Origin of the sequence: Massilia sp. Dwa41.01b, assembly GCF_014171775.1 — a bacterium.
In the GTDB taxonomy this organism is placed as follows: Bacteria; Pseudomonadota; Gammaproteobacteria; order Burkholderiales; family Burkholderiaceae_D; genus Telluria.
In genome coordinates this window covers 1,739,143-1,755,909 of sequence record NZ_CP050454.1, presented here as the reverse complement: position 1 = coordinate 1,755,909, position 16,767 = coordinate 1,739,143, and the positions used below count along the sequence as shown (strand labels likewise).

Genomic DNA, 16,767 nt, shown 5'->3' with positions numbered 1-16,767 from the left:
TGGCGCGGCTTGATGGAAGCGCGCTTCATGGCGCCCCTCGCGTGTCTTGCAGGTAGAGGGTCAGGCGCAGGCGCGCTTCGACTGTCGGCTCGCCGATGGCCTCGCGCCGGAAGCTGACCTCGTCGAGCGAGGCGAAGGGAATGGCCCGCAGCGCCAGCAGCGCGAACTGCCAGACCTGGGCATAGCTCCCTTTCACCGGCAGGCTGACTTGGTAGGTGGCAAGACGCGCGTTGCGGTCGTAGCCGCTCTTGTACTCGCCCTGGCGGAGTAGCAGCCCGCTTTTCGCGGCAAGGTCGAACAGGGTCTTCAACTCGCGCTCGAGGTGGCGCGGGTTGCCCAGCGCGGCCTGGAACAGCGCCAGGTTGGCGGCGGCGTTGTCGACGACAGGCGCGTGCGCCGCGACCGTTGGCGGGCGACGTGCGATGTCCGCCGCTTCGGCGCGCTCCCGTTCCAGTTTGTCGCGCGCCGGCAGTACCCAGGCCAGCAGCGCCAGCGCCGCCGCGCACAGCAGCACGGCCGCCAGTAGCAGCGCACTGGTGGCACGCAGCGCCAGGCGCATGCGCAGGAGCGCGTTACCCCCTTGCGGCATCATGGGGTCCCCCACTCGGCATCGACCTGGAAGCGCACGGGCCGGTTCGGGTCCTGCTCCTGCACTTCATGGCGCGCCAAGGTGACTGCGCCGAACCATTCCTCGCGTCCCAGCGCCGCCACGTAGGCCAGCATGTCGTCGCTGCTGCGTGCTTCCGCCGTGATGCGCAGCACGCGCTTTTTCGCGTCCGGTTCCAGCGCCAGCAGCGCCACGTTCGCGGGTGTTGCACTGCGCACGGCATCGTGCAGGGCGCGCCAGGGCAGGTTCAGCTGCATGATGGCCGCGTTGACGGCGACGGCCTGCTGGGCACCGACCGGCGCCGCGCGGGTGGCCAGCGGCGGCACCGCCGCCTGCACCTGCGAGGCCGCGGCGCGGTCGCGAATCGCTGCCCACTGGGCATCGACCTCCTCGCGCGCCTCGCGGTAATCCAGCACCTGCACCAGCGCGGTCAGGCACAGCGCGGCAGCACCAAGCGCGGTCACCCAGGCCCAGGCCGGCGCAAGGTACAGCGTGCGGCGCAGGCTGGGCGGTGCGAAATCCAGGCGCACGCGCTTCATGCGGCGCTCCCGGTACAGGCCAGGCGCACGATGCCGGAATGGCCTTTGGTGTCATCGCTCTCGCCGCCCAGCAGCGTGCAGGCGAACTTCAGCTTGTCGTCGCTGCCGCCCCAGGCGCGCGGCGCCGGCCCGCATACCTGCAGCAGTTCCGGCTGCGCCACGCCCACGCGCAGCGCCTCGCGCGCGACCAGGCTGGCGAGCCAGTCGCGGCCGGCGCCAGGGGGCACCACGGTGCTGCGCAGGGCAGCCAGGCGCGGGCCCTCGTAGGCCGCGATGCTCAGCACCTGCCCATGCACCAGGCCGAACCAGGCACCGGGACGGCGCGCACGGCGCCAGGCATTCATCGCCGCGACGAATTGAGGCACGACTTGCATCAGGTGGCAGCGGGATTCGCGCGACCATTCGCGCAGCGTCGCGAGCAAGCCGTCCTGCAGCGCGGCAGCCAGGAAGGGCTGCCCCGCCTGCCAGTCGGCGGCGATCGTCCAGCCGCCTGGGGGCGCCGAACAGCGACTGATAGCGCATCGCGCAGGCGGCGTCCAGGTCGGCGGGACTCGCGGCCGCAGGCGGCGGCGCCACCTGCCACATGCGCGCCAGTTCGTCGGCCACTACCACGCTCACCGGCCAGTGCGCCAGCGGTGCGACCTCCCCCAGCTGGCGCAGGCCGCGCAGCAGTTCGGCGGCGTCGTTCGCATCGGCGATACGGGCTTCAGCCAGCACGGTGCTGGCCGCGCCGAACAGGCGGCTGTGGCGCACGAGTGCCAGGCTGTCGTGGTCGACGCCGAGGCGCAGGCTTTGTCCGGGCAGTCTAGGCATGCTGGGTCACCCGTTTGATTTCCTCGAGCGTGGTCGCGCCGCGCTTGACCAGATCGAGCGCGGCCAGGCGCAGGCTGCGGGTGCCGTTCGCGTGGGCGGCGGCCTTGATGCGGCGGATCGGCTGCTTGTCGACGATCAGCTCGCGGATCTCGTCGTTCAGGGTCAATATCTCGGCGATCGAGCGGCGGCCGCGATAGCCGGTGCCGCGGCAATCGCCGCAGCCCTTGCCGCGCATGAAGAGGTAGTCCGCGACCTCCATGCGCTCGAGCCGCACCGAGGCCAGTTCCGCCTCGCTCGGGTCGTACTGCGTGGCGCAGTGCGGGCAGTTCATGCGGATCAGGCGCTGGGCCCAGATGCCGTTCAGGGCCGACACGAAGGCGTACGGGTCGATGCCCATGTGGGTGAAGCGGCCGAACACGTCGAACACGTTGTTGGCGTGGACGGTCGTCAGGACCAGGTGGCCGGTCAGCGCCGATTGCACCGCGATTTCCGCCGTTTCGCGGTCGCGGATCTCGCCGACCATGATCTTGTCCGGGTCATGGCGCAGGATCGAACGCAGGCCTTTCGCGAACGTCAGTCCCTTCTTCTCGTTGACCGGGATCTGCAGGATGCCCGGCAGCTGGTACTCGACCGGGTCCTCGATGGTGATGATCTTTTCGCGGCCGTTGTGGATTTCGGTCAGCGCCGCGTATAGCGTGGTGGTCTTGCCCGAGCCGGTCGGCCCTGTCACCAGCAGCATGCCATAGGCTTCCTGGGCCAGGGCGCGCAGGGTCGCCAGCGAGGGCGCGTCAAAGCCCAGCGCTTCCAGCGTCAGCGCGCCATAGGCTTCGACCATGGCGCGTTTGTCGAGGATACGGATGACCGCATCCTCGCCATGAATGCTGGGCATGATCGAGACGCGCAGGTCGATGTCGCGTCCGTTCGACTCGACCCGGAAACTGCCGTCCTGCGGGATGCGGCGCTCGGCGATGTCGAGTTCGGCCAGCACCTTCAGGCGCGAGATGATGTGTTCGGCCAGCTCGATGCCGCCGACCGTGGTCGCATGGTCGAGCACCCCGTCGACGCGGTATTTCACAGCCAGGCCGCCGGCGGTGCTCTCCAGGTGGATGTCGGACGCGCCGGCTTTCAGGGCATCGTAGAGCGTGGAGTTGACCAGCTTGACGGCCGGGCTGCCCGCTTCCGACACCGAGGCGAACGAGAGCACGGCGGCGGTCTTGCCGTCGCGCCGTCCATCCCCGCTGCTGGGGACGATGCTGTCGACTGCGCGCGCCGAGGCTTCCTGGCGCGACAGATAGGCCTGGATGTCGGAGGCGAGCGCCAGGCGCAGGTGCAGTGGCGCGCGTGCGCTGGCGCCGGCACGGTTCGACAGCCAGGTCTGCTGGTCCAGGTCGAACGGATCGGCGATCACGCCGGTGAGTTCGCGGTTCGGACCGCGCAGCAGCACGCAGTGACGCGCCAGTGCCTGCGCCAAGGGCAGCAGGTCGAAAGCCGGCTCCTGGCTCAGCATCTCGGTGGTTTCCATGACCGAGAGTCCAAAGGCTCGGCCAGGGCGCCGACGAGCTGGCGCGGATCGAGGCCGGTCAGCGCCTCGAGTTCGGCCACGAGCGGGCGCTGTGACTGGCGGCTTTGCAGGCGCGCACGCGCCAGCAGGTCCGGAGCGAGGATGGACGCACTCACGACATGTCTACCGCCAGGTCGAAGATCGGCATGTACAGCAGCACCACGATGGCGCCCACCACCAGGCCGATGGCCGCCATCAACAGCGGCTCGAAGGTGCGCGTGAAGCGGTCGATCCAGCGGCTGATTTCGCCGTCGTAGAAGGCGGCCGATTGCGTGAGCATCGGGCCCATGTCGCCGGTGCGTTCGCCCACGCGCAGCATGCGCAGCGAGATCGGCGTGGTCAGGCCATGTGCTTCGAAGGCGTCCGACAGTGGGCGGCCCGATTCGATGGCGAGGCGCGCGTTCGTCAGCGCCGCGCGCAGCGAGCCTGACACCATCGGCCCCACCGTCTCGATGGCGCCGACGATGGTGATGCCGGCCTCAAGCAGCATGCCGAGCGTCAGGTAGAGGCGCGAGAGTTCATAGATGCGGGCACGCTCGCCGATACCGGGCAGGCGCGCCAGCAGGCGCGTGATGCCACCGCTACGCAGCATGCGGCGTACGCCCAGCACCGCAGCCGCTACCGCAGTGCCCAGCGTCAGCAGGACGGCCGTGCCGTGGCTGGCCGCGAACTGGCCCCACTCGAGCAGCAATTGGCTCATCCACGGCAGGTTGCGCCCGGCACCCTGGTAGACCTCGGCAAAGCGCGGCACCACATAGCCGATCAGGAAAGTCGACACGCCGCCGCCCACGCACAGCAGGATGACCGGGTAGATCGAGGCGCTGACGATTTTCGCGCGCACGGTATCGATGCGCTGCTGGTAGTCGATATAGCGGGAGAGCGCCCGCGGCAGGTCGCTGGTGCCTTCGGCGGCGCGCACGATGCCGACATACAGCGGCGGGAACAATTGCGGCTGGCTTGCCAGCACGCTGGAAAAGCGCTTGCCTTCGCGCAGGCCGGCGAGCAGGCGCTCGAGCACGGCGCGCGCGGCGGGATTGGCTTCCTTCTCCAGCAGCGCTTCCAGGCCTTCGACGATGCCCAGGCCCGCATTCAGGAGGGCCAGCAATTCCTGGGAAAACAGGACGAGCGAGAGCTTCGGGCCGCGCGTGCGCGCTACCGCTCCGCCGGCCGGCGCGATGTCGCTGACGAAGAGGCCTTGCGCCTCGATTTGCCGGCGCGCGTCGGTTTCATCGAGCGCATCGACCACGAGGCTGGAGATCGAGAGGTCGGGCGCAAGGGTGCGTACTGCGAACTGCATGAAGACGTGCCCGGATGTGTGGTGAAGAAGGAAAGGGAACGGAAATCAGAGCGAGGAAATGTCGGCGTTGTCGCCGCTGCCGCCAGGCTGGCCGTCGCGGCCGAGCGAGATGATTTCGTATTCTCCCTTGGCAGCGGGCGAACGGTATTGATACGGATGGCCCCAGGGGTCTTGCGGCACGCCCTTCTTCAGGTAGGGACCGTTCCACTTGGCGCCGGCACTGGCGGGCGCCGCCATCAGGGCATTCAGGCCCTCTTCCCCCGTCGGATAACGGCCGACGTCGAGGCGGTAGGTGTCGAGCGACTTCTCGAAAGCGTCGATTTGCGCCCTGGCGATCGTCACTTCCGACTTGCCGAGCTGGGAAAAATACTTGGGACCAACGTAGGCGGCGAGCAGGCCGATGATGACGATCACGACCAGCAATTCGAGCAGCGTAAAACCTTGTTTCAGTCCGCGACGCGGTCCGGCGAGTGGTGCTTGCGACATCCAGATGACTCCTGATTCGGCCAGGCGGCCGCGTCCCAGCAGAGTACCATGGGGTTATCCATGAGGCAACGCCAAACCGGCCGAAGTTGCGCCGCTTGCACACCCTTGCACACCCCGTGCCGGCGGCATGGGGATCCCCCGAACCAGCACCCCGCGGTCTGCTTACCGCGGCGCCGTGGCGTCAACCGCCTGGCAGGTGCCGGCGCGGCAGGCCACGCCCGGCGGAGCCACCACCATGCAGTTCGAGATCATGTTCGAACGCTTGTTGCTGGCGTGCTGCTCGTCGCGGTAGCGGTCGGCCAGCGCCTGCAGTTCGGCGCCGTTCGTCTGCGCGCTCGACCAGGGGCAGGTAGCTGGCCGGGCCGCCACAGGCCTTGGCGCCGATCGGGATGACTGGCACTGGCTGTCGCTGCTGCATGCGGCCGTGCCTATTTTCGCCCTGGATCTGGGCCAGCAAGTCGGACTTCGCCCCAGGCGCACCGGCAGGCATGGCCACGGCATTGGCGGCAGTGGCGGCATTGGCGGCAGTGGCCGGCTCAGAGGCAGGCCCCGTGCTTGAGGCGGACGCCGGATCGTCTGCCCGGGTACTGCAGGCAGACAAGGCCAGTAGTAGGAGAATGGCAAGTTTTTTCATGTGCTCATCATACGCTCCCGCGTTGTCGGGTCAAGCGTGCACGCAGTATTCATGCGCCGCACATGAACGTGGTTTTTGAACGCGACAGGAGTGTAGCGTCCATGCGACGGCCATCGAAAATGATTCCTAATCGCACTTTTTGTTTCCTGTAGGATATTTCCCACAATCAGCATTCATCTTCGCCTATCTGTATGCTATCTCGCGTTCAATATCTTTCTTCTTCGGCCAACGGCAGAAAGTTATTGACCCAAGGAAAAAATTCCTAGCTACAATAGATCCATCACTGACGAGCCCGTCTCAACGCCATCATGCATACCCATATCCTCCGCTCCCTGCTCTCCCTTACCGCCCTTGCCTGCGCCCTGAGCGCCTGCGGCGGCACCGATGCCACCGGCATGAATGCCCCTGTCCAGAGCGCCGCGGCGACCCATGTGGTCGACATCTCGGTCGACCCGGCGTCGGTCGGCAAGACCCCGCTGCCCGACTGCGCCGACCAGGCCCTGCGCCGGCCTGCGCATCATCGACGGCAACGCCGAAGCCTATCGCCTCGATGCGATGCGCCGCGCCGGCAGCTGATTCCGCTCTTCCATGAAAAAGCACACCGGACGCGAGTCCGGTGTGCTTCTCCTGAAGCGGCCAGCGCGCGCGATCAGCGCTTGCGGCGCTGGCGAGCGGTCCAGGCCATCAATGCCAGTCCCAGCGCCAGCTGGGCCATGCCCGCCGGTTCCGGCACCTCGGCCACGCGTACCAGCGAGGCGTCGAGTGCGATCAGGTCGGGCTGGCCCGGGCTCAGCTCGAACGAGACCAGGGTGGCGTCCGCGCCCAGGTATTGGCCCAGTGCATCGCTGAACAGGCCGACGCTGAAACCGAGCGGGCCGCCGGCTGGACCGACGTCGAAGCGCAGGTCGAAGCCGAAGCGCCCGCCCAGGTTCACCGATTGCGCGAAGCTGTTGTACCAGTCGCTCGTTCCCAGCACCACGCCGCTGTCGATGGCGCCGCTCGCATCGCCTTCGAAGGCGCTGTCGCTGCCATAGTCCCCCGTGAAATTGCTCAGGAACGCATTGCCTGGCGCCGAGGTGTCGTAACCGAGGAACAGGAAGTCGAGCGTGCCGCTGCCCTCATAGCCGCGGGTGTCGACCGTCACGTGGTAGGTCGGGCCGACCAGCGCCGCGCCGGCGCCCGTTGCCAGCATCAGCGCCAGCAGCGCACGGGTGAACAGGTTTTTCAGCTTGAACATGGATCGCTTCCTCAGAAAGTGCCGGTGAACAGTTTCGGCGTGTAGCCGATGCTGGACTTCGATGGGTTGGTGAAGGTGGTGGTGACGCTGACCGTGGCGCCAGGCGCCAGCGATGCGCCTGGCAGGGTGAGATAAGGCGCCCCGCCCTGCTCGCCGCTCTTGCCGTCGAGCGTCACGCCGCTCGGGAGGCCTTCGAGCACCAGGTGCAGCGGACCGGTCAGGACCGCGCCGCTCGTGTTCGTGATCTTCACGGTGGCGCTGTACTTGCCGGTTGCGCGGTTCAGCAGCAATGCCGAACGCGTGATCGAGCTTGACGTCGTGACATCAAGATAGGTTGGCGCCAGGTTCAGGCTGACCACCACCGGGTCGTGATCCGAGGCGCGGAAAGCGTCCTTCACGTACGGTTCCGTGTTGCCGTTCTCGATGTTGTAGTCGATCGCTTCCGGCTCGTCGGCATTGTTGTGCCATTCGGTCACGCCGGCCACTTGCCCGTCGAGGCTGGTGCTGGCCAGCGCGTGGTCGAGGTAGCCGCTTTCGGCACCGAACACGTAGGAGTAAGGCGTGCCCTGCGGACGCACGAAGCGTTCGATCTCGTTGACATAGCCGGCCGCGTTCAGCAGGCGGATCGGGTCTTCCATGCCATAGGCGTTCATGTCGCCGACCACCAGCACGTCCGGATCGTTGGCGGCAGCCACGACCTGCGGCAGGAAGTAGTCGCGCAGGCGTGCGGCCTGTTCGACACGGCTGGCGTTCCAGCAGCCCCTGGCCGTCGCCGCTGTCGGCATCGCCGCCCCTGGCGCCGCCGCAGCTGCCCTTCGACTTCAGGTGGTTCACGACCAGCGAGAACTTGCCGCCGTTGCCGGCCTTGAAGGTCTGGGCGATCGGTGCGCGGTTGTTGACGATGTCGCCGTCCGACAGTGCGCCACCCACCAGGCTGACCGCCTTCGGCTTGTAGATCATGGCCACGCGGATCGCGTCGGTGCCGGTCGCGGCCGGCTTGGGCACGACCGCGTAGGTGCCGGCACCCATCACGCCGTTCAGCTGCTGCACCAGGTAGTCGACGGCGGTATCGCCGTTGTTCTGGATTTCCATCAGGCCGACGACGTCGGCATTCACGGCCGACAGGGCGGCAACGATCTTGTCGCGCTGGCGCACGAACTCGGCCATGTTGTCAGCGCCACGGCAGTTACCGGCGCTGGTGCGGCTGCCGATGGTGCAGCCCTGGCCGGTGCGGCCCCAGGCATCCTGGCCGTTGGTAAAGGTGGTGAAGAAGTTCAGCACGTTGGCGCTGGCGACCTTCACGTTGCCGCTTGCCACACGGGGTGCAGGCAAGCGCTCGTTGGTGCGAGAACACCGGCGTCACGGTCGGCTGCACCTTGAAGGCCGCACCGCCGCCGCCGATGGCGCCGAAGTCGAGCACGCCGGTCAGGTCGGTGACGGTGTCGCCCGCGCGTACGGTGCCGTCCTGGCCCGGTAGGGGAATCTGCGCCGGCGTCGTGAAGATGCCGTCGTCGAGCACGATCATGTTGGCCGCGTTGTCGCGGGCCAGCGCCCGGGCTTCAGGCGATCCGGCCGGATAGCGGTTGGTCGGGATTTCGCGGCGGCCGCTTGATAAGGTCAGCTCGCCGCGCTCGGCGAGGTAGGCGTTGCCATTGACCGTCAGCGGTGTGGTGAAACGCACCAGCATGGCTTCGAAGCGGGCCAGGTCGGCGTCCGGCAGCGCGACATTGGCCGGTGCAATCGCCGGGCCGCTGCCCAGTTTCGTCACCGCACCGAGGTCCTTGAATTCGGTGTACGAACGGCTGGCGCCGCTTGGGGTGTATTCGACCACGGTACCGGTAATGCGCACCAGGTCGCCCACGGCCAGGCCGGCGCTGCTGCCGAACACGAAAATCGCGTCCGAGCTGGCCGGATCGCCATCGCCCTTCGGGTCTTGCAGGAAGAAGCCGCTGCCGACCACGGCAGTGACGACGCCCTGGGTCGTCTGCACGGTGTTGTGGTAGGCGGTCCTGGGGCCGGTGCCCTGGATTTGCGGGATGCTCAGCTGGCCGGCCACGCGCACGGGCACGGTGCAGCTGGCGCTCTGGCCGTCGTTGTTGGCGAAGCGGATCTTCACCGGGTAGCTGCCTGGTGCCACGCTTGCGGCCACGCTCAGGGTGGCGTTGGCGCTGGCGCCGATGGCGCCGGCCGCGACGAAACCGTCGAGGCTGATGCCGGGCACCGCGCCCGATTCGATGACGGCGCTGTTGACGATGCTGTCCTCGTCGCGCGCGGACAAGGGAGCGCTGGCGGCGCTGCCCTGCTCGGCCTGCAGGCCGGCCGGGCAGGACAGCACGATGGCCTGCTGCACCGGGCCGCCGCAGCTGTTGATGGGCGACGTGCTGCGGCGCGGGCCGACGACGGTGGCGGCGGTGAAGTCGGCCGCGTTGTTGTCGGTGTCGGTGCAGCCCGGGGCTGCGCGCTGCAGCGAGGTCGAGATCGACGGTGCCGGCGCGACGAAGCCTTCGAAGCGGTTGGCGGTGCCGAAGCCGACCAGGTCGACGATCGCTTCACCCTCGGGCGTCGTCATCGCCTTGTCGACTTTTGCCAGCGCCACCTTGCCGGTCGTGGCCGACAGCGAGGCGCCCCAGGAATGGTCGATCGGACCGATGTCGCCCCCGTGCCCGCCGATCCCGCGACGAGGAAATACTGCCCCGGTGCCAGCGTTACGTCCGGCAAGGCGCCCGCCTGCCAGGTGGTGCCGGCGGCCGACTGGTACTGCAGGCTCATCCCTTTCAGGCTGACCGGTGCGCCGCTGCGGTTGAACAGTTCGACGAAATCGCGGTTCAGGTGGAGTTGGCGCTGCCGCCACCGCCGTACAACTGGCTGATGACGACATCGGCTGGCGCGGCGCAGGCACCGGCGGACAATCCGGCCAGCAGTGCCGCCAGGACGGTCAGCCGGCCGGCGGAGGTAGGGGTTGCAACGGGCATTTTCATGGGCTTCCTAAAAGGGATGGTGGGGCGCAGCAATGTTGTCCATGCTTATAGTCATTTTATTACTAGAAACAATAATAAATCTACAATTTGACAGGAGAATGACACAATTTCTCACGGCAATACTTCCGGATGAGGTAAGCCGGCAACACATTGATTCAAAAGAGATTCTTACAAGAAAATAAAGCTGCCGCAAGTCATCGGGACTGCATTCACCGGCCCTCGAGACGGCGGCGCGTCGTCCAACTTCACGGCCATGTTTTTGCTGTCTTGCGGCGGTAGGCTGCCGACTCGCGTCGGTGCTGGGGCCGGCATTGCGGTCCCTGTGCTGGCTGTGTTCCCACCCGGTCACGAAACAAGCCGGAGCCACGACGCGCCGATGGCGGCCCTGGCGGCCCTTGTCCGCTTCACCTCGCGGTCCGGCCTGCGACGCTTTGTGCAGCTTGCGCCGCCACTCATCGCTTCGGATAGGGTGTCGCCAGCGGCTCGCCGATGAACAGGCCCTGGGCCGGCCAGGCGACACTCTTCCAGTAGGCTTCGATGGCGCTGTCGCCATCGAGATAGTGACGCAGGAGGACGCCCGGATTCGGGAATTTCTGCCAGTGGTTGCAGGGCTCGCTTACCGTGCCATAGCTGGCCGTCGCGCCCGCTTCGAGCCAGCGCAGGCTGCTCATCTGCGAGCTTCCCAGCAATTCGCCACCGTGCGAAGTCAGGTGGTCGGCCAGGGCGCCGGGCACGAAGCGCAGGCTGCCCAGCTTGTCGACCTCGGCCTTGCCGAGCTGGTAGACGAGGACGTCGTCGACGCCTTCGATGGCGTCGCCCCGGACGCGGTGGATGCGCAGGCGCTTGGACGCCAGATAGCCGGGGCGCGGAAAGAAAACGGCGCGGGCGTTGCGCGCCGCTCGGAGGTACTGAGGTACCAGGCGCTGGCGGGTAGCAGGCGAAAGCCGCTGATGACGCCGCGGTCGATCAGCGCCCGCGCCTTGTCAACCGACGCGATCGGCAGCAGCATCGACAGCCGCAGACCGTGTTCGCTGTAGGGACGGCGGCCGCGCGCATTGAAATAGGGGGCTGGGCCGGGCGGGAGCGCAGGTATCGCGGCACAAGGCCTCGTCGTAGCCCAGCGTGTAGGCGGCGGTGATGGCATTGCAGCCGACCTTGTAGGGAGCGGTCCAGACCATCAGCACGGCCTGGATGCCTGGTCCCAGGCGGCTGTCGATGTCCTCCTTCAGCGCGCGGAAGCGTTCGAGCGGCAGCGAGGCCTCGCGTGGCAGGCGCACATGGATCACGTTCGCGGCCGGGATGTCGCGGCGCTCGCGATAGTACTTGCCGATGGCGACGCTGTCCGGGTCGTTGTCGTTGATGACGATTGCCAGCTGGCGCGGACCGAGGCCGGAGCTCGCGGCGGCTTCCACCTGCGCCGTGCCTGCGGCGAGGCCGGTTTCGGGCGCGGCGCCCAGGACGGTAAACGGCAGCGCACATAGGCACGCGAGCAGCCCTGCCAGCACGCGTGCCGGCACACGCGTGCGCGCCACACGCGCATCCGGATGCGCAGCCATGGGAGCAGGCTCACGAACAGCCGCGCAGGCGTGCGCCCGTGCGCCCACGGAGGCGCGCCGGAGCGCCAGTACGCGCCTCCTTCCGCTGGCAGCGCGAACGCGCGCGGGAACTCCCCGCCCGGCCGCACCCGTTTCCTGGCGCATGGACGCGACAAGGCTGCAGCGCCGCCACGCCTGCGGGATGGCCGGGCCATGGCCCGCTATCAGGCGCGCACGGCGACCGTACGGCGGCGCATGCGTGGCGCAAGGGCGAGCGCCAGCATGCCCAGGCCGCCTGCGAGCATGGTGGCTGCGGCCGGTTCCGGAATCGGCGCGATGGCGTAGAGTTCGAGCGCGTCGATCCTGAAGAGCTGTCCGCCGGTCGATCCGTCGATGATGCTGCGCCCCTCGCCGCCTGGGTCGCCATAGCTCAGGCGCCAGGACAGCGCGGTATCGAGCCGGTCGTTGACCAGGAGGTCGGGGCCGGCGCCGAAGGTCGGCCCCTGGTCGGCCGCATTGAAGGTCTGGAAAGCGCCCTGGCTGGGTAGTTCGAAGCCGCTCGGCACCTGGTGCCAGACGCCGGGATCGGTGTAATTGAACAGGAAGGCCGTGCGCTGGAAATCGCGTTCCGTGCTGTGCCAGCCGTCCGTGGACGACCAGCTTTGCGGGTTGTAGCCGCCCACCAGCCAGGCTTGCCCTGCCGGATCGCTGACGCGCACCAGGGTAAAAGTCGGGCCCCGGTCGTCGGCGGCGGCGTGGAAGTCGAGCGAGTCGTCGCCAGGCGCGCGCGTATAGACGTTATCGAAGATGAGGTCGCCGGCGCCGAGCCAGCGTTCGAGCTGCCCTTCGAGGACGGGATCGAGCGGCGGGTTGCCGGTCTGGGCGTGCGATGGCGGAGCAACGAGCAGCAGGATAAACGGCAGGACTAGCGGCAGTGCCAGCGCGAGCGCGCGGGACAGTGCACGCGATAGTACAAGGCGCAGCGCAAGAGGCAGCGGATGCGGGCCACGGGCAAGGAGCGTCTTCATGATCACCTCCGGTCGGGGTTCACTGACCAACCCATTGTATGCCGGGGTGGCGCACCCCCTCACACTGTTGACTTGGGAACCTTGCGCAAGGTGTAGAGGAAGCCACGGGTGCGCGTGGCCGTCCCGCGCGGGCGCGACGGACGAAAAAAAGCGGGCGTTGCCGCCCGCTTTCGTCCCTGCCGGTCCCCCGGCCCTGCAGGCGTCCTTCCCGCGCAGTGCCGGCTGTCCTGATCTTACGAGCGCTGGTAGATATCCTCGAAGCGCACGATGTCGTCCTCGCCCAGGTAGCTGCCGGACTGCACTTCGATGATGTGCAGCGGCAGTTTGCCCGGGTTCTCGAGACGGTGGTTCATGCCGATCGGGATATAGGTCGACTCGTTTTCCGACAGCAGGCTGACCTTGTCGCCGCAGGTCACGCGGGCCGTGCCCGAGACGACCACCCAGTGCTCGGCGCGGTGGTGGTGCATCTGCAGGGACAGTTTTTCGCCCGGTTTCACGGTGATGCGCTTGACCTGGAAACGGTCGCCCGCATCGATGCCCTCGTAGTGGCCCCACGGACGGTAGACGCGCGTGTGGTGCAGGTGCTCGGTACGTTCCTTCGATTTCAGGTGGTCGACCACCTGCTTGACGCGCTGCACCTGGTCCTTGTGCGCGACCAGCACCGCATCCTGGGTCTCGACGACGACGATGTTCTCGACGCCGACGACCGCCACGATGCGGCTCTCGGCGCGCACCAGCGAATTCTTGACGCCGTCGAGATAGACGTCGCCACGCTGGGCATTGCCATTGTCGTCCTTCGGCTGCACTTCCCACAGCGCCGACCAGGAACCGACGTCGCTCCAGCCGATGTCGGCCGGGACAACCACGGCGTGGCCGGTATGCTCCATGACGGCGTAGTCGATCGAGTCCGACGGGCAGCCCGAGAAGGCGGCTTCGTCGAGGCGGCAGAAATCGAGGTCGCGGTAGCCGGTGCTGACGGCTTTCTCGGCGGCGGTGGCGATCTCCGGCGCGAACTGGGCCAGCTCGGCCAGGTAACGCTCGGCGGCAAACATGAACATGCCGCTATTCCAGTAGTAGCCGCCGTCCGCGACGAAGGCCTGGGCCGTGGCAAGGTCCGGTTTCTCGACGAAGCGCTCGACCTGGTAGCAGTCTTCGCAATTCGCCAGCGCCGCACCGCGGCGGATGTAGCCATAGCCGGTTTCCGGGCCTTGCGGCACGATGCCGAAGGTGGCCAGGCCGCCTTCGCGCACCATGGTCGCGGCGCGCAGCACCGCATCCTTGAAGGCTTCGCGATTGGTGATGACGTGGTCAGCCGGCAGCACCAGCATGACCGCTTCCGGGTCGATCGATTTCAGGTAATGCGCAGCGGCGGCCACTGCCGGCGCGGTATTGCGGCCGACCGGCTCGAGCAGGATCCCCAGCGGCGTAATGCCGGCCGCGCGCAGCTGCTCGGCCACCATGAAGCGGTGGTCGTTGCCGCAGACGACCAGCGGAGCCATCAGACCCGGCAGGCCGGCCACGCGCAGCGCGGTCTCCTGCAACATGGTCTTGTCGGCAACCAGCGGCAGCAACTGTTTTGGCAGCACAGCCCGCGACAGTGGCCACAGACGGGTGCCGGCACCGCCGGAGAGGATCACTGGGTAAATTTTCATGCGTTCGCTTTCTATTGGTTATTGCTGTTCTGACTTGCGATTTCTTTGCGGCTGCTGCGGCGGCGGTCGCGGGCGTTCAGCCATTCTTCGGAGCTGTACTCGGACGCGTGCTTCATTTCTCCTGCACGATCGACACTGTATTCCTTGAAGACAATCATTTCATTGAGTGTTACATCATGCAAGACGCGAGTATATTCAAACAACACACTGCGGACAATCTCGGCGCCTTCGCAGATGTGGCTGCCGTGGCCGATCCAGGTCGGGCCGACGATGTGCACGCCCGATTCGATCTTCACGCCCGAGCCGATGTAGACCGGGCCCTCGATCTTGGTGCCGTTCCAGTCGATGCAGGTGTTCAGGCCGACCCAGAGGCCCGGCTCGATCTGGGTGCCCGGCACGTCCATGTGGTTGACTTCGCCCGTCAGCACCGTCTGCAGCACTTCCCAGTAGTCGGACATGGTGCCGATGTCGAGCCAGTTGAACGGACGACCCTGGGCATAAAACGGCAGGCCGCGTTCGGCCAGCAGCGGGAACAGTTCCGAACCGATGTCGAAGGACACGCCCGACGGAATCAAGTCGATCACTTCCGGCTCGAAGATGTAGATGCCGGTGCTGATGAAGTTCGACTTCGCCTCTTCCTGGCTCGGCTTTTCCTGGAACTCGGTAATGCGCCCCTGCTCGTCGGTAACGACGACGCCATACGAGGACACCTTGTCCCACGGGACTTCCTTGGTGATGACGGAGGCCATCGCACCCTTGCGGCGGTGCTCGAGCAGGGCCGCTTTCAGGTCGAGGTCGATCAGGGCGTCGCCGCACAGCACGATGGTGGTGTCGTCGAAGAACTGGCCGAATTCCTGGATCTTCTTCATGCCGCCGGCCGAACCGATCGGCTCGGGCACGATGGTGCCGTCGTCGGTCATGTAGCCTTCGAAGGAATAGCCGATCTGGACGCCGAACTGCTCGCCTTCGCCGAAATACTCTTCGATCTTTTCATGCAGCCAGCTGACGTTGACCATGATTTCGGTCACGCCGTGTTTTTTCAGGTGCTCGACCAGGTAGGCCATCACCGGCTTGCCCAGCAGCGGAATCATGGGTTTCGGAAGGTCGTACGTGAGCGGGCGAACGCGCGTGCCCTTGCCTGCCGCGAGAATCATTGCTTTCATTATTGAACCGTCCTTTTGGTAGGGGCCTTGCTAAACCTGCTGCGCGTCGCTGTGTCGGTTTGCGATGCTCGCTACGGTTTCTCGAGGCCCTGTGACACTAGTGGTTTGCAGGCTTTGAAGACGCGATACTTCATGAGTCTTACAAAAGCCAGTGAACTCAGTTTTCTGAAGCTTTTTCAACGTTACCGGAGGTCTGGTAGCGCCATGTGTCGGCGCACATCTGGGCGACGTCGCGCGTGGCGATCCAGCCGAGCTCCTCGCGGGCCTTGGCCGGATCGGCATAGCACTTCGCGATATCGCCCGGACGGCGGTCGACGATCTGGTACGGAATCGGGCGGCCGCTGGCGGCCTCGAAAGCACGCACCATTTCCAGCACGCTGTTGCCACGGCCGGTGCCGAGGTTGTAGGTCACCAGGCCCGGCCCCTGGGCCAGCTTGTCGAGCGTCTTGACGTGGCCGATCGACAGGTCCACGACGTGGATGTAGTCGCGCATGCCGGTGCCGTCCGGGGTCGGGTAGTCGCCCCCGAACACCGACAGCTTTTCGCGCTGGCCGGTTGCGACCTGGGCGATGTAGGGAACGAGGTTGTTCGGGATGCCGGAAGGCGACTCACCGATCAGGCCGCTTTCGTGGGCACCGACCGGGTTGAAGTAGCGCAGCAGCGCAATGCGCCAGTCCGGTTCGGCCTTGATCAGGTCGCGCAGGATGTCCTCGATCATCAGCTTGCTGCGGCCGTAGGGATTGGTGGCCGACAGCGGGAAGTCTTCCAGGATCGGCACCGAGGCCGGGTCGCCGTAGACGGTGGCCGAGGAACTGAACACCAGCGTCTTGACGCCGAACTTCGCCATCGTCTCGAACAGCACGACGCTGCCGGAGACGTTGTTGTCGTAGTAGCGCAGCGGCTGCGCCACCGATTCGCCGACCGCCTTCAGGCCAGCAAAGTGGATCACGGCATCGACCTTGTGAGCGGCAAAGGCCGCTTCCATGGCGGCGCGATCGCGGATGTCGGCCTCGATGAAATCAAACGATTTGCCCGTGATTTGTCGCACGCGGTCCTGGACCTCGCGCTGGGCGTTGGAGAGATTGTCGACCACGACCACGTCGTACCCGGCATGCTGCAACTCGACGACGGTGTGGGAACCGATATAGCCCACGCCGCCCGTAACCAGAATCTTCATTGTCGTCACTCTCTATGCTTGTTGATGCGCGCCTGTATCGGCGCTCCCAGGACGGCATTG

General features: G+C 66.6%; 18 protein-coding genes and 2 pseudogenes. 1 reads left to right on the top strand and 19 read right to left on the bottom strand.

Features of this window, described 5'->3' with window-relative positions:
* Positions 1–25: 25 nt before the first annotated feature.
* From G4G28_RS07985 to G4G28_RS07955, 7 genes and pseudogenes are all read right to left on the bottom strand, one after another.
* The gene (locus G4G28_RS07985; RefSeq protein ID WP_182991535.1) at positions 26–592 is read right to left on the bottom strand and encodes a hypothetical protein; all 567 of its coding nucleotides are present in this window, start codon (positions 590–592) and stop codon (positions 26–28) included.
* On the bottom strand, positions 589–1,146 hold the full coding sequence (locus tag G4G28_RS07980) for a PilN domain-containing protein (protein ID WP_183108225.1): 558 nt from the start codon (positions 1,144–1,146) through the stop codon (positions 589–591). The genes G4G28_RS07985 and G4G28_RS07980 overlap by 4 nt, the downstream gene beginning before the upstream one ends.
* On the bottom strand, positions 1,143–1,568 hold the full coding sequence (locus tag G4G28_RS25490; protein ID WP_229507950.1) for a hypothetical protein: 426 nt from the start codon (positions 1,566–1,568) through the stop codon (positions 1,143–1,145). Before G4G28_RS25490 ends, G4G28_RS07980 begins: the two co-directional genes overlap by 4 nt.
* A 383-nt stretch (positions 1,569–1,951) precedes the next feature.
* Positions 1,952–3,636, bottom strand: a pseudogene (locus G4G28_RS07970) (GspE/PulE family protein).
* Positions 3,633–4,817, bottom strand: coding sequence for a type II secretion system F family protein (locus G4G28_RS07965; RefSeq protein WP_183108224.1), 1,185 nt, complete (start codon positions 4,815–4,817; stop codon positions 3,633–3,635). Before G4G28_RS07965 ends, G4G28_RS07970 begins: the two are co-directional and overlap by 4 nt.
* A gap of 45 nt (positions 4,818–4,862) precedes the next feature.
* The gene (gspG, locus tag G4G28_RS07960; protein WP_182991532.1) at positions 4,863–5,303 is read right to left on the bottom strand and encodes a type II secretion system major pseudopilin GspG; all 441 of its coding nucleotides are present in this window, start codon (positions 5,301–5,303) and stop codon (positions 4,863–4,865) included.
* Positions 5,304–5,465: 162 nt separating this feature from the next.
* A complete protein-coding gene (locus G4G28_RS07955) occupies positions 5,466–5,672 on the bottom strand; it encodes a hypothetical protein (RefSeq protein WP_183108223.1) in 207 nt (68 codons plus the stop codon).
* 694 nt (positions 5,673–6,366) lie between these two features.
* On the opposite strand from G4G28_RS07955, the gene G4G28_RS07950 reads away from it, so the two are divergent.
* Positions 6,367–6,513 carry a hypothetical protein gene (locus G4G28_RS07950; protein ID WP_183108222.1) on the top strand — a complete coding sequence of 49 codons (147 nt, stop codon included), beginning with the start codon at positions 6,367–6,369 and terminating at the stop codon, positions 6,511–6,513.
* A 73-nt stretch (positions 6,514–6,586) separates the two neighbouring features.
* Here the strand turns inward: G4G28_RS07950 and G4G28_RS07945 are convergent, their stop codons facing one another.
* The 12 genes and pseudogenes from G4G28_RS07945 to galE form a co-directional block, all read right to left on the bottom strand.
* Positions 6,587–7,174 (bottom strand): NF038129 family PEP-CTERM protein, encoded by a 588-nt coding sequence (locus G4G28_RS07945; protein ID WP_183108221.1) that lies wholly within the window; start codon positions 7,172–7,174, stop codon positions 6,587–6,589.
* A gap of 11 nt (positions 7,175–7,185) precedes the next feature.
* Positions 7,186–7,959 carry an endonuclease/exonuclease/phosphatase family protein gene (locus G4G28_RS07940; RefSeq protein WP_183108220.1) on the bottom strand — a complete coding sequence of 258 codons (774 nt, stop codon included), beginning with the start codon at positions 7,957–7,959 and terminating at the stop codon, positions 7,186–7,188.
* A gap of 115 nt (positions 7,960–8,074) precedes the next feature.
* Positions 8,075–8,341 (bottom strand): annotated as a pseudogene (locus tag G4G28_RS28900) (hypothetical protein); the annotation flags it as partial.
* Between the two features lie 19 nt (positions 8,342–8,360).
* Positions 8,361–9,770, bottom strand: a complete 1,410-nt coding sequence (locus tag G4G28_RS07935; protein ID WP_229508136.1) for a hypothetical protein — start codon at positions 9,768–9,770, stop codon at positions 8,361–8,363.
* Positions 9,740–9,943 carry a hypothetical protein gene (locus G4G28_RS25485; protein ID WP_229507949.1) on the bottom strand — a complete coding sequence of 68 codons (204 nt, stop codon included), beginning with the start codon at positions 9,941–9,943 and terminating at the stop codon, positions 9,740–9,742. Before G4G28_RS25485 ends, G4G28_RS07935 begins: the two co-directional genes overlap by 31 nt.
* 56 nt (positions 9,944–9,999) lie before the next feature.
* Positions 10,000–10,152 (bottom strand): hypothetical protein, encoded by a 153-nt coding sequence (locus tag G4G28_RS25480; protein WP_229507948.1) that lies wholly within the window; start codon positions 10,150–10,152, stop codon positions 10,000–10,002.
* Between the two features lie 452 nt (positions 10,153–10,604).
* A complete protein-coding gene (locus G4G28_RS28060) occupies positions 10,605–11,006 on the bottom strand; it encodes a TIGR03790 family protein (RefSeq protein WP_308602434.1) in 402 nt (133 codons plus the stop codon).
* Positions 11,007–11,135: 129 nt separating this feature from the next.
* On the bottom strand, positions 11,136–11,708 hold the full coding sequence (locus G4G28_RS28055) for a TIGR03790 family protein (protein WP_308601957.1): 573 nt from the start codon (positions 11,706–11,708) through the stop codon (positions 11,136–11,138).
* A 203-nt stretch (positions 11,709–11,911) separates the two neighbouring features.
* Positions 11,912–12,715: a PEP_CTERM-anchored TLD domain-containing protein gene (locus tag G4G28_RS07920; protein WP_182991528.1), complete on the bottom strand. Its 804-nt coding sequence runs from the start codon at positions 12,713–12,715 to the stop codon at positions 11,912–11,914.
* Between the two features lie 233 nt (positions 12,716–12,948).
* A complete protein-coding gene (locus G4G28_RS07915; RefSeq protein ID WP_182991527.1) occupies positions 12,949–14,367 on the bottom strand; it encodes a mannose-1-phosphate guanylyltransferase/mannose-6-phosphate isomerase in 1,419 nt (472 codons plus the stop codon).
* Between the two features lie 11 nt (positions 14,368–14,378).
* Positions 14,379–15,530 (bottom strand): sugar phosphate nucleotidyltransferase, encoded by a 1,152-nt coding sequence (locus G4G28_RS07910; RefSeq protein WP_182991526.1) that lies wholly within the window; start codon positions 15,528–15,530, stop codon positions 14,379–14,381.
* Positions 15,531–15,687: 157 nt separating this feature from the next.
* Entirely contained in the window at positions 15,688–16,707 is a 1,020-nt protein-coding gene (gene galE / locus G4G28_RS07905; RefSeq protein WP_182991525.1) for a UDP-glucose 4-epimerase GalE, read from the bottom strand.
* Positions 16,708–16,767 lie beyond the last annotated feature (60 nt).